8 protein-coding genes and 2 pseudogenes are annotated in these 12843 nt (G+C 69.8%); 7 read left to right on the top strand and 3 right to left on the bottom strand.

Features of this window, described 5'->3' with window-relative positions:
* Positions 1–21 precede the first annotated feature (21 nt).
* Positions 22–468 (bottom strand): nuclear transport factor 2 family protein, encoded by a 447-nt coding sequence (locus OG462_RS09350; RefSeq protein WP_406056315.1) that lies wholly within the window; start codon positions 466–468, stop codon positions 22–24.
* A gap of 51 nt (positions 469–519) precedes the next feature.
* Here OG462_RS09350 and OG462_RS09345 point away from each other — a divergent pair.
* The 7 genes and pseudogenes from OG462_RS09345 to OG462_RS09315 all read left to right on the top strand — a co-directional run.
* Positions 520–618: pseudogene (locus OG462_RS09345) on the top strand (flavin reductase family protein); the annotation flags it as partial.
* A 258-nt stretch (positions 619–876) separates the two neighbouring features.
* Entirely contained in the window at positions 877–2721 is a 1845-nt protein-coding gene (locus OG462_RS09340; RefSeq protein WP_406056313.1) for a M6 family metalloprotease domain-containing protein, read from the top strand.
* Positions 2718–3554, top strand: a complete 837-nt coding sequence (locus OG462_RS09335; protein ID WP_406056311.1) for a hypothetical protein — start codon at positions 2718–2720, stop codon at positions 3552–3554. The genes OG462_RS09340 and OG462_RS09335 overlap by 4 nt, the downstream gene beginning before the upstream one ends.
* Positions 3551–4468, top strand: coding sequence for a RimK family alpha-L-glutamate ligase (locus OG462_RS09330; RefSeq protein ID WP_406056309.1), 918 nt, complete (start codon positions 3551–3553; stop codon positions 4466–4468). The genes OG462_RS09335 and OG462_RS09330 overlap by 4 nt, the downstream gene beginning before the upstream one ends.
* A 4-nt stretch (positions 4469–4472) precedes the next feature.
* The gene (locus tag OG462_RS09325) at positions 4473–4781 is read left to right on the top strand and encodes a hypothetical protein (protein ID WP_406056307.1); all 309 of its coding nucleotides are present in this window, start codon (positions 4473–4475) and stop codon (positions 4779–4781) included.
* A 236-nt stretch (positions 4782–5017) separates the two neighbouring features.
* The gene (locus OG462_RS09320) at positions 5018–7279 is read left to right on the top strand and encodes a hypothetical protein (RefSeq protein WP_406056305.1); all 2262 of its coding nucleotides are present in this window, start codon (positions 5018–5020) and stop codon (positions 7277–7279) included.
* 22 nt (positions 7280–7301) lie between these two features.
* Entirely contained in the window at positions 7302–11258 is a 3957-nt protein-coding gene (locus OG462_RS09315; protein WP_406056303.1) for a hypothetical protein, read from the top strand.
* A 57-nt stretch (positions 11259–11315) separates the two neighbouring features.
* Here OG462_RS09315 and OG462_RS09310 read toward each other — a convergent pair.
* Positions 11316–11447 (bottom strand): annotated as a pseudogene (locus OG462_RS09310) (undecaprenyl-diphosphatase); the annotation flags it as partial.
* A 5-nt stretch (positions 11448–11452) separates the two neighbouring features.
* Positions 11453–12808: an integrase gene (locus OG462_RS09305; RefSeq protein ID WP_406056301.1), complete on the bottom strand. Its 1356-nt coding sequence runs from the start codon at positions 12806–12808 to the stop codon at positions 11453–11455.
* Positions 12809–12843 lie beyond the last annotated feature (35 nt).

The following is a 12843-nucleotide window of genomic DNA, read 5'->3' as shown; positions in this document are numbered from 1 at the left end:
CGCGGTGGGTCCCAGCGGCGGTCAGTTGTGCCGGCGCCACCGTTCGTCGACGACGACCGAGCTCAGCCGCCAGCCGTCGGTGGTCCGCAGCGCCCCGAACGCGTAGCGGCCCCCGCAGACGAAGTCCTCGCCCGAGGTGAACCGCATCGGGTTGACGTAGTCGGCGCGGATGTCCGCCGTGTCCCCGATCTCCGGGTATCCGGCCGGTTCGTGGAAGAGGACGCGCCGGTTCACGATGAGGTGCTGGCGTACGGGAAAGAGCGTCATCGCCTCGGCGAGCCAGTCGGCCACCTCGGCCGCCGGGCCCTCGACGCCGCCGGATCCTCGGTAGTCGGCCCGGCCGTCCGAGGTGAACAGCGCCCGGTAGGCGGTCCAGTCGGCGTCGTCCACGGCCGCCGCGTACCCGGTGATCAGGTCGTCGACGGCGAGGCGGTCCATCACGGTCGCGAGGTCCACGCGCTGCGTCATCGGATCAGTGTCGGGCAGGCCGAGCCAGGGGCCAAGGGGCATGCGCGTGGGGAGTTCCCGAGTGGGGTCGGCGAGTTCGACGCCTGCGGCGTCGAGCGCGAGCCGAGCCTGCGGGTGAAGCCGCCGCGGGTGGTTGCGTCGCCGGTGGCATCACGGAGATCGCCCGCGTGCCGTACCAGGGCTGAGCGACTGCCGAGACGGGGGCTCAGCAGCGAGTGAGCGGTAGCCCTCGACGACGTCGCTCGGCGCGTGGGGGAGCGAGGGCGCACATCGGCGCGTTCCCGTGCGCCACGCGCGCCGCCCAGGAGAGCGCATATGCCGATGGCTGGTTCGTCCAGCGCGCTCCCGCAACCGGCGACGCTTACGGTGGCCACGGTAAGCGACACACCATCACTCTCTGGAGTCGACATGGCTGACCGTGCCGCCGTCTCTTCCTCGTTCTGCGCCGTCGCCCCCAGCCCGGAGCTGCGCCGGCGCATGCTGGACGAACTCGACCAAGTACGCGGTGCTCCGGGCGAGCTCACGAACCTGCTGGGCTTCACGAGCACGCCCACACCCCTGGGCTTCGACGACGGAACGATCTTCCCGCCGGAGGAGTTTCCGCCGGGGACCTCCCGCGCCACCATCAGCGCGGCGGCGGCCGACCGGGCGCCGCTGCGCGGCACCATCAGGGTGGCCGTCGTCCTGGTCGACTTCTCGGACAAGCCGATGACGAAGACGGCGGCGGACGTCGACAAGCTGTTCTTCTCGCTCGGCGCGATGCCGCACGGCAGCGTGCGCGAGTACTACCGCGAGGTCACGAACGGCCTGGTGGACCTCGTCGGCGAGGTCCACGGCCCGTACCGCATGCCCGAGACCATGGACTGGTACGCGGCCGGCAACTTCGGCATCGCCAGGCCCAGCGGACCGTTCCGGTCACCGGAGATGGCGAAGTCCGCCGTGGAGGCCGCGGACGCGACCGTGAACTTCGCGCCGTTCGACAACGACGGGAACGGCTACGTCGACGCCTTCATCGTGGTGCACGCCGGGCCCGCCGCCGACGAGACCGGAAAGCCGTTCCACATCTGGTCGCACAAGTCGACCCTGCCCGCCGTGCACCAGACCGACGGCACCAAGGTCTACGGCTATCTGACCATCTCCGAGGACGCGAAGATCGGCGTCTGCGCGCACGAACTCGGACATCTGCTCTTCGGTTTCCCCGACCTCTACGACACGGACGACAGCTCCGAGGGCGTCGGATCGTGGTGCCTGATGGGAGCCGGCTCATGGGGCGGAGGCGGAGACATCCCCACGCACCCGTCCGCCTGGTGCAAGGTCAATCAGGGCTGGGCCACGACCAAGGTCGTCACCACCGGCGGCAGTGAGTCCTTCCCGGACGTCAAATCCAGCCACACCGTCCACCGGCTCTGGAAGAACGGTGCGGGCGGCAGCGAGTACTTCCTCCTCGAGAACCGCCAGCGGACCGGGTACGACGCCTCGCTGCCGGGAGACGGACTGCTGATCTGGCACATCGACGAGAACCAGCCGAACAACCGGGACGAGAACCACTACAAGGTCGGCCTGGTGCAGGCCGACAACCAGCGCAACCTCGAACTGAACCAGAACCGTGGTGACGACGGCGATCCGTACCCCGGAAGCAGCGGCAACACCACGTTCACCTCCTCCAGCGCACCCGACTCGAAGTCCTTCGCGGGCGCCGGTTCCTGTGTCTCCGTCACCCGGATCTCGCCGTCGGCGGCCACCATGACGGCCTCCGTGGCGGTCTCCTGCGGAAAGACCCCGATCAAGGAGGTCAAGGATCACAAGGACATCAAGGAACCGCTCAAGGAGGCGAAGGAGCCGTCCAAGGAGCTGAAGGACCTCAAGGACCGCAAGGAAGGGGAGATCAAGACCAAGGAGCCGTTCAAGGAGCAGAAGGACCTGAAGGACCGGAGGGAGGACAAGACGCCGTTCAAGGAGATCAAGGACGACTTCGACAACCCTTCGTTCGGGACGACGCGATCGACGGGCGGGGAGAGTGACCCCACCATCGCGGCCATCGTGGACCTGCAGACCCGGCTCGCCGCGCTGGAGCAGACCCTGGGCGGGGCCGGCGGCGCGGGCGACCCCGCCGAGCCGTTCATCGGCACCGAACTGCGGCCCGACCTGATCGGTGGACCGCAGTACGGACCGGGCGCCGACGCGCTGCGGGAAGCCGTCGAGGACGGCGACGCGCAGGCCAAGCGGTCGTACGACAGTCTCCCCCAGCAGTGAGCGGAACCCTCCTGCTCCTGGCCGCACCCGGCGACGGCGGCGCGGCGGCGGTGGCCCGCGCGCTGTCGCCCCGGGGCGGCCACGGAGGCGTCCTGACCGTCACGCCCGCCGACCTCGCCCGCGCCCGGTGGAGCCACCGGGTGACCGGTGGGGGAGAGGCGTCCACCCGGATCACCCTGCCCACCGGGCAGGTGCTCGACGACCGGACCATCGGCGCGGTGCTGCACCGCCTGCCGGGCCTGCCGCTCGCCGCGGGCGCCGAGAACGGTCCCCGCGCCAAGGACGCCCTGTACACGCACAGCGAGCGGCAGGCCCTGGTCGCCAGCTGGCTGCTGTCCCTCGCGCCCAGGGTGATCGGCCTGATCAGCGCGTACGGAACGGCCCACGGGGCTGTCTCCCGGACGACGGCCCTCGTCCACGCCGAACAGTGCGGCCTGCCGGTGGCCCGGCGCGGCGGGGCGACGCGCGGCGGCCTGGTGGGCCGACCCGCCCCCGGGGAACGGCATGTGCCCCGCCTCGCGTGGCCGGGCGGCCCCGGCTCGCCGGTCCCGGTCGACGTGCTGCCGGAGGAGCCGGCGGCGTACCACGACCGTCTGCTCGTCGTCGGGGACCGCGTGATCGGCCCCCGTGCCGGCGACTACGGCGAACGCTGCGAACGCCTTGCCGACGCGCTCGGCACCCGGCACTTCGAGCTCCGGTTCGCGCCCCGCGCGACCGGCGCCGTCGTGACGGACGTGCACCTGTGCCCGCCACTGGACGACCCGCAGCACGTCGAGGCCACCGCCTCCTTCATGGTGGCCGTCGCCGAACAGCCCACGAGGAGGCCCGAGTGATCCTGTTCTTCGGCCGTACGGACGACCCGCCCCTCACCCGCGCGATCAGCGCCGCACGGGACGCCGACCTGCGGCACCTGGTGATCGACCAGGCCCGCACCGCCCGGTACGACCTCGTCGTCGGAACGGACGAGCTGGACGCCCAGGTGACCGTCGAGGGGATGCGGGTCCCGCTCGGCGACGTGTCGGCCGTGTACGCCCGCCCGCTGGAGCCGCCCGCCGACGGGGACCCGGCGGCCCGGGCGCGGGCGGCGGCGTTCCAGGAGTGGTTCGTCGGCTGGCTCGACACGACCCCGGCCGTCGTGGTCAGCCGGCCCCGCGCCATGGAGTCCAACTCCTCCAAGCCGTACCAGGCCCAGCTCATCGGGCGCTCGGGATTCGCCGTACCGGAGACCCTGGTCAGCGACGACCCCGACGAGATCCTCGCGTTCCGCGCCCGGCACGGCCGGATCGTCTACAAGTCGGTCAGCGGCATCCGCTCCATCGTCAGGGAGTTCACCGACGCCGACGCGAGCCGCCTCGCTCTCGTCCGCGGACTCCCGACGCAGTTCCAGGCCTACGTGCCGGGCCAGGACGTACGCGTCCACGTCGTCGGCGAGGACACCTACGCGGCGGCCGTCGACAGCGACGCGATCGACTACCGCTACGCAGACCGGAGCGGGGAGTCCGCCCGGCTCGCCCCGCACGAGCTGCCCCCGGACACGGCCCGGCGCTGCGTGGAGCTCGCGGCCTCGCTCGGCCTCCCGCTCGCGGGCATCGACCTGCGCCGCACACCCGACGGCGCGTGGGTGTGCTTCGAGGTCAATCCCATGCCGGCCTACAGCTACTACGAGGCGCACACCGGCCTGTCCATCTCCTCGGCGCTCGTCGCGTACCTCGACGGCCGCCGGGCCGCGGCTCCCGTGGGGGTGTGAGCACGTGGTCCAGGCCGTCGAGAACCTCACCGCACTCACCCTCCGTCTCCTCGCCCGGACCGCCCACCCACGGCTCGACGAGTGGGACCTCGCCACCTGCCAGGTACTCGCCTCCCTCCCCGTACCGGGCATGGCCGACCTGATCTCCCCCAACCTCACGGGTTCCCGGCTGAGTCTCGGCATCCGGCGCGAGCTCCTCCGGGACGTGGTGCTCGGGGCGACGCTCCACCTCCGGGCGAGACTCGGCTCCTCGGGCGACGTCCTGGCGGAACCTCACCCGGCTACCGGCGACTTCCGGGTCGAGCGGCCCTGACCGGTGACGGGGTGCCGGTCCTCGCCGGTCTCCCAGTCCACCGCCTCCTGTTGCTCCGGCCGGGCGAGGTCGAACGGGTGTACCCGTCGGCGTTCTCCCCGTGGCGCGCGGCCGCCCGGCGCATTCGTACATGCACAAGGTCACGACGCAGACTGAGGATGATTTCTGTGAAGACTTCGACGGCGGCGTCGCCGGTGCTCGTGGCATCTCCTGCGCAAGGGGGCGGGTTCTCGCCCGTGGCGCTGTTCCGGAATCCGTTCACGGTGCCGGTCGGCGCGACCGCGGGGTCGGGGGCGCTGGAAGCGGTGTTCGTGGACGACTCCGGAGTGCTGCGGTATCTGAGCTCGAACGGTGGTGTCTGCTGGAGCGTGGAGGACCTGCCGGGCGGGCCCTACCACCTCGGCGGTGGCTCGCAGCGCTACGGCGGGATCGTGGCCGTCAACGGGTGCTCCGCGGACCCGGAGACCGCCACGATCAACGTGTTCTGGACCGACGGAACCAGCTCCGGAGAGCCCACGGGTGCCCTCGGCCAGCTGGAGCTGACCGTGGACGGGTGGAGCGCGTCGCCGCAGTACCCGGTGGGCTCCGTGCCGATCATCACCAGTCTGTGCGTCGCCTACACCCCGCCGGTCCTCGGCCGGTCGTGCCCGGTCCTGTACGGCACCGCCGTCGACCAGCAGCTCGTCGTCACCGCGTTCAACGGCAGCGCCTGGAACCCTCCCCAGGCCTTCACCGACGACAGCTGGGCACTGGACTGGTACGGGCAGCTGCTGGCGCCGACCGAGGCGCCGCAGTCGAGCGGGACGCCCTCCTTCAACGTGTTCGTCAACCAGATGGGCTCGCGCAATCTCATCCAGCTGAATCCCGCCGACGACGCCGGCCACATGACGCTGTGGCACGTGCTGGAGAGTCCCGGGCTCAGCGGCACGGCGGGGAAGGCCGGCGGGGTCTTCCCCGGAGGCCTCGTCGCGGTGGTCCAGCCCATCACCGACGCCGGGGCGCCCGCCCCCGCCTGCGTCTACCTGGACGAACAGCAGGACGACGACCAACGGAACCTGATGGTCTGGGCCGCCGCGTTCGGCCAGGCGATGGCGCTGCCCGTGCCGAACCTCGGGGCTCGGCTGGCGGTCGCCGGGCAGACCGTGGCCGGCTTCAACACGACCCTGTACGTGATCGGATCGGACGACAGCGTCTACGCGATCCCGCAGATCGGCATGTGCTTCGACGGCCAGCTGCCGATGATGGGGCCCGCGGCGCAGATCTACGCCGGCGGGTCCGGCACCGACCCCGTACAGCTCGCCCCGGACCGGGTGCCCGGCGACGCCCCTGCCCTGCTCGTCGTCGGCACGGACCAGAGTCTGTGGCTCTACGAACTCACCGGCCGGCCCGGCAGCTACAGCAGCACGCTGCCCGGCTACACCGGCCTGTGGGCCGGGTGTCAGGTGCAGCAGAACGCCGTGCTCCCGCCCGTCGCCCTGACCGGACCGTTGCCCGGCGGCACCGGGCTGCCCGTCGGCTCGACCGTCAGCGCCCCGAGCGGCCGGAGCGACCTGACGCTGACGGTGCGATCGACAGGCCTGGTGCTCACCGACGGCGACACCCAGGTGTGGTCCCTCTCGCTCAGCGGTGACGTCGCGGGCGCGATGCTGACCCAGGACGGTGACCTGCGCGTGGTCGACCCGTCCGGCGATCAGCTCTGGTCCTCGGACACCGCCGGGAACGCCGGCGCGACGCTCCAGTTCGTCGACGCCCCGCCCAGCGTGCAGATCATCGGCAGCGACGGCACCCCGCTCTGGCTGTCGAACCGCGTCCAGGCCCCGTGCCCAGCCGGCACGGTCATCGCGCCCGGCTGGCAGATCGCCGCCGGCGGAGCGGTGCTGGTCATGCAGTTCGACGGCAACCTCGTGCTGCTCGACCCGTACACCCAGCCGGTCTGGGCCACCCGTACGACCGGAGGCGACGGCATTCCCGCCGGGCACAGTGCCGCGTTCACCCACGCGGGCAACCTGGAGGTGTACGACGCGTCGGGGACGAACGTCGTGTGGAGCTCGGAGACCGTCGGCGGGGGTCCGGGGGACACCATCACCCTGGCCGGCGATCCCACCCCCTGCCTGGAGATCACCGCCGCCGGGTCGCTCACCTTCCGGGCCGGGCAGCCGGGCAATGCCGGTGGCACCGTCGACACCTGCCCGCCCGGTTGGTGGTTCACCGTCGGCTCCACCTTGACCGGTTTCTGGGGCGAAGAACTCCAGATGCTGTCGGATCAACTCGCCTACGGGGTGCCGGGCGAACGCCCCGTCTGGTCCCAGCCCGGTTCCAGCGCCGTGTTCACCACCGACGGTGATCTGCAGGTCCTCGACGACCAGGGGTCCGTGACCTGGAGCGCCGGGGTCAACGGCGCGCAGCTCGCCCTGGACCCGGGCCAGGGCCACTTCCCCATCAGGCTCGCTGTCCTGGACCAGTCCGACAACGTGCTGTGGACCACCAACCCCGTCTGACCCGCCGGCCCTGGAGAGCGCTATGCCCCCCGCGTCCCCCTACACCCCCGCGGCACCGCTCAGCGCGCAGGTCAACTGCGTCCTGATGCAGGACGCCGTCAACACCTCCAGCATCATGATCAGTCTCGACCAGAACCCGCCGCAGAGCGTGGCGCCCTGGGTCGGCACCTTCTGCAACCCCTTCAACAACGGGTTGGCCGAGGCCTTCGTCATCACCGACACGCCCTCCGGCGGCGGCGAGGGCTCCGGCACGTACACCCTGAACCATCTCGCCCAGGATCCCGCCGCGGCGCACGGGTGGACCCTGACCCCGGTCCAAGGCGCCCCCGCGGGCACTCCGACGGCAGTTGTCGCCTGCATCGCCGACGGCCAACCGAACTTCTTCTGCCTTCTCCCCGATTCCTCCACCGAAACGAGCACGATCTGGCAGGGCCGGCTCAACAGCGACGGCACCGTCGACTCGACGACGTACACCTTCGCGTTCCCGGCGCCGACCCTCAAACTGGCCTACTACAACCCCGCCGTCCAGGGCCCGAGCACCACTCCCATCGCCACCACCGGGAACGACCCTCTCCCGATCGTGTACGCCCTGTCCGATGACGTCGTCGAAGACTACGAATTCGTGTGCATGGCCACTCTCACCTACGACGGAAGCGGCTGGCGACAGAGCCCCATGCTGGGGGGCATGGGCATCAAGTGGAGCAGCCAGAACCCGACCATCACGGACTGGACGCTGTTTCCGGTCGCCGGGCATTTCGGCAACTGGGTTCTGGTCTTCACCGAAGCCCGCGATCCCGCCGAACAAGCGCTGTTCGCGTTCTCGTGTGTGGACGGCGACACCCTCAGCGGCCCGGGTGTCTACTCACCCGGCTCGCCGGCACCCGTCACCGTGCCCCAGTCCCTGGCCGGTATCTGCTGGGAAGGCTCGGAGTACGGCTTCCGGCCGCTGTACATCGACACCAACGGCGTGCCCTTTCTGTACGACCCGGAGTACGGCAGCATCGTGCTGCCGGTGAACACGTCCGGCACGATCACCTCGGCCCAGTCGGTCACCGACAGCCTGGGCATGACCTCGGTGTACTTCACCGACTCCGACGGGACGCTGTCCTTCCTGAAGCAAACCGGGTACTTCAACAACAGCGACAACCCGGACGAGTACACGATCCAGTGGGCGCCGAGCATGGCGATCTCCTGCACGGCGACCACCACCGGCAACGTCGACGAGGGCGCCGACGCGGTGTTCGCCTCGTCCTTCCCCAACGACCCGCCCACGCTGTTCACCGCCAACGCCCTGGGCGAGCTCAGGCTCCATCAGCTCATGCCGGGCGGCTGGGTGAACCACACCCCCGCACTGGCCCAGGTCAACACCTACGAGGTGACGACGTACCGCACCCAGTTCACCCTGACCGACGCCAACGGCATGCCGGTGACCAACCGCAGTCTGACGGTCGGCGCCTCGACGACCGTCGGCGCCGTCATCAACGGCACCGTCCAGATCATCGGGCCCGACGCCACACAGGCCGCCACCGTGACCACGACCGCGCTCGGCGTCGTCACCGTCGCACTCCTCGCGACCGACTTCGCCCCGCCCACCCTGACCTTCACCGACCTGCCACCGCAGTCGGAGGGGGACGCCGGGCAGGGATTCGGTGCCGTGCAGGCCGCACCGGCCGGCCCGGTGCAGGCCTACCTCGCCGGCAGCACCGCCGGCATCCCGCACGGCGGCACCAGCGCCACCGGCACGCTCGACTACAAGACCGACGGGAACACCACCTTCACCCCCGACGCCCTCTCCGGCGCGCAACTGCCCCACAACGGCGGCCCCGTGTTCCCCGGCGTCCAGGGCGACAGTCCCGTCATGACCGCCGACCAGGCGCACACCGCCGTCCAGAACCTCATGGCCAAGGGCACCGGTACGGGCCAGAACCTGGCAGGGTTCATCATCAACCGCGACGTCGTCACCGGCCGGCCCAGCTACCAGGAGTTCGCCGACCACGACGCTTTCCTGGGCGAGCTGGCCCACCACAACAACGTCATCGGCGAGGGCCTGTGGGGCGACATCGAGGGCGTCTGGGACAGCGTCTGGCAGGGCATCAAGTCCGCCGCGATGGCCGTCTACCACGTCGGGGCCGACCTCATCAACGGCATCGTGCAGATCGCCGTCAAGATCGGCGACGCGATCGTCAACATCGGCAGCATCGTCATCAAGGGCATCGAGGACGCGGTCAACGCCGTCATGGCCGTCTTCTCGGCCATCGCGGCCTACATCAAGGACGTCATCGACTTCCTCAAGGCCCTGTTCGACGCCCCGGCCATCTTCGCCTCCGCACAGGCCATCTCCACGGGACTGAGGGACGCCCTCTCCACCGCGCAGGCGGCCGTGGGCCATGCGATCACCAACATCGGACCGGACTCGACGTACTTCCACGACCTCCTGGACACGGTCAACAACGCGATCGAGTCCGCCTTCGGCAACATCGGCCCGGACCTCGCCCTCGCGACCAGCCCGGGCTGGCAGCAGTACGCCGACCCGAGTACCACGGCCGGCAACACCCAACAGGTCCAGAAGACCGCCAACGGCGGATCGGCCGTCTCCCCGTCCGACATCACGACCAGCCCGCACGCGCACATGGTGACCCACCAGATGTTCGCCGCGCTCCCCTCGCCCACGAAGAGCGCGGGTGGCGGAGCCGGCACCCGAGCCCGGCCCGGCCCCGACGGAGCGCACCTCACGGCCGGGTCCGCACCGCGTTCGATGAGGGAGATCCTCGAGGAGTGCAAGCGCCGGATGGACGAGGCCGGCCCGGCGGACACGCCTGCTGACGACGATCCTCTCGCGGGCCTCTGGAAGGCCCTGACCGAGGAGTCGACGTGGGGGTACTTCAAGGACTTCGGCGACGACCTGGAGACCCTCGCGAGATGGATCATGAGCCAGATCCAGTTCGACGATCCGTCCACGTACCCGAACCTGAACATCAAGCAGTTGCTGGAGCAGCTGACCGAGGACCTCGTCGACGGCCTCCTCACCTTCCTCGACGTCATCGTCGTCGCCCTCCTGGAGGCGATCCAGGTCTGCCTCGACGAGTTCGAGAACCTGCTCGACTCGGAGGTCGAGGGCCCACTGGCCATCCCCCTCCTGCTGGCCTGGAACTTCTTCAACGTACTGGCCGGCAACAAGATCGTCGCCAGCATCACCGTCGAGCAGGCGATCACGCTGATGGTCGCCGTGCCCGGCCACGTCCTCGGCACCATCGTCACAGGAAAGTCGGCGAGCATCGCCTGGCCCCCGCCCTTCGACAGCCAGGCCCGTCCCCGCGAGGGCGGGCCCGAGCTCTCCGCCCTCCTTGAGCTCTACTACTTCTTCGGGTTCATCGCCGACATGGTCGAAGGAGGCTGTCTGGGCTGGGTGGACACCTGCAAGGCGGCGGGCTGGTCGGGCAGCCTGAAGGAGTTCGTCAGCGTGGCGACCGGGATCGGGGCCCTCGCCAACATCCTGTCGTTCGCCCTCACCTCCCCCCTGTCCGGCCTCGGCGAATGGCCCGTCATCGGCTGGGGTGTGGGAACCGGTCTCGCCACGCTCGGCATGGGGGTGTGGCAGCTGTTCGAGTGGTTCGAGGTGAAGAACTACGCCGACGGCTGGGGCACCAACAGCGACGTGCTCGACTTCGTCCTGTCGGTCTTCAACATGATCTTCGGTGTGGCTGCCCTGGCCATCGGTGTCGTCTCCGTCGCCGAGGAGGAAGGTGGCTGGCCCGCCGACCGCGTCCTGGCCCTCGTCGCTGCCATCGTCGGCCCCTGGGCCAACATGGTCTCCCCGCTCGGCTCCAACCTGGTGAGGAAGTACCTCCCCAACGACTTCACGCCGTTCATCCCGCCGGTCTGCGACGTGATCAGCTACTGGGGTGGCGGCCTCCTGGCGCTGTTCAGCAATCTCGGCCTCTGGTCCGACGACGACCGTGTCGGTGTCCCCGAACACTGATCGAGTGGAGAGAGGTCGTCGGGAACGCGCTGGACGGTGCCGGCTGCGGCGGCTTCGTCAGCCGGCGGACTCGCCCGCGTGGGGGCTCAGGGCGTCCGTGCCGATCAGGATGAAGAGAAGGATGCCGAGCAGGATGCGGTAGATCACGAAGGGCATGAAGCTCTTGGTGGTGATGAACTTCATGAACCAGTGGGTCAGTTCGAGGGCTGCGCGTCGCTGACCTGCTGCTTCAACCACTCCCCAAGATCGAATGGGAGAGGGTTGGGAGAAAGAGGCAGAGAGTCGACCTTCAGCTCCCGCACGAAGGCCACCCACCGAACCTGCAACGACTCCATGATGGCACGCTCCATCGCCGGAGTGACGTTGCTGTACGTCCCCTCGACACCCGGCAGCTCGTGACCCATCCGCGTCTCCACCGCGACGCGGCTGTGCCCGTCCTCGTCGAGCCACTCCTTGTGGCCGTGGCGCAGCAAGTACAACCGCTTCGCCTTGTACGCCTTCACGGCCGGCCACCCGGGCAGCGGGCGCCAGGACCCGCCGCGGCCGCTGCCCGGCTCACGCGCCGGCGTCTCGTCCCGGCCGTCGGCGATCCGCCGCCAGTACTGGTAGGTGAAGTTCGCCTTCGCCAGGGGGCCATGATTGATTGATGGGAAAACCCACTCGCTCTCGTGAGAGTCGAGTAGCAGCTCCAACAGCTCGGCCAGGAACCGGGGGACAACAAGGGTCCGGTGCGAGTCGTACTTGGGTGGCAGCAGGGACAGAACGCTGTCCTTCCACTGGTGCTGGTGCTGCACCCGTACGGCCGGCATGGGGTCGTCTCCCATATACCGCTCCAGCGACTCCTCCCGCTGCTCCTCGTCCGGGTCAGACGCGGGCCATGCCGGGTGCGCGAACTCCCGTCGCAGTGCGTACAGTTCAGCCGGCCGCATCCCGGTGCACGCCATCGTCCAGATGAAGACGAACCCGGTGAAGCCCCAGTAGGTGTGGGCGTTGAGCGAGAGCTGGAAGACGTCGGCGATCTCCATGTGCCGCTTCTTCTCGCGCGGCTTCTTCGTGTACTTCCCGCGGCGCCGCTGCACGGAGACGGGGGAGGCCTTGCGGAGCTCGTCCTCGACAGCGTCCTCCATCATCATGGCGAACAGGCCGAGGATCTCGCGGCCGTAGTCGGCGCCGACGTTGGGGCGTGCGAGGAGTTCCTTCTTCCAGGCCCGGTAGGCGGACGGCTTGATGTCGCCGACTGCCGTCTCTCCCCAGCGGGGCACGATGTAGAGGCGGGCCATCGAGCGGCAGGAGCGCTCCCGCAGGTGGCCCACGTCGATGCCGTCGAGCCAGTCCGCGACGAAGTCCTTCATCAGGACGGCGCCGTCGCGGCGGCTGATGTACCGGTCGTTCCGGACGTCGGATTCACGGTCGAGGCCGTACTCGTATGCCTCGGCCCTGGTGGGGAATCCGCTCTTGCTGTCGTAGATCGGTTTCCCGGTGTCGGGGTGTACGCGCCCTGAGTCCCAGCGGACTCGCCAGGTGTTGCCGCGCTTCTCCGGCCAGGGCATGCGTCCTCGCGGTTGATCTGGGTGTAGTACCGACG

It is taken from the genome of Streptomyces sp. NBC_01077 (assembly GCF_045162855.1).
In the GTDB taxonomy this organism is placed as follows: domain Bacteria; phylum Actinomycetota; class Actinomycetes; order Streptomycetales; family Streptomycetaceae; genus Streptomyces.
The sequence above is the reverse complement of the archived record's forward strand: the minus strand, read 5'-3'. Positions and strand labels throughout refer to the sequence as shown.

Bases quoted from the DNA above. Each gene is read 5' to 3' on its own strand.
- OG462_RS09350 (WP_406056315.1), bottom strand. From the start codon at position 468: ATGACGCAGCGCGTGGACCTCGCGACCGTGATGGACCGCCTCGCCGTC.
- OG462_RS09340 (WP_406056313.1), top strand. From the start codon at position 877: ATGGCTGACCGTGCCGCCGTCTCTTCCTCGTTCTGCGCCGTCGCCCCC.
- OG462_RS09315 (WP_406056303.1), top strand. From the start codon at position 7,302: ATGCCCCCCGCGTCCCCCTACACCCCCGCGGCACCGCTCAGCGCGCAG.
- OG462_RS09305 (WP_406056301.1), bottom strand. From the start codon at position 12,808: ATGCCCTGGCCGGAGAAGCGCGGCAACACCTGGCGAGTCCGCTGGGAC.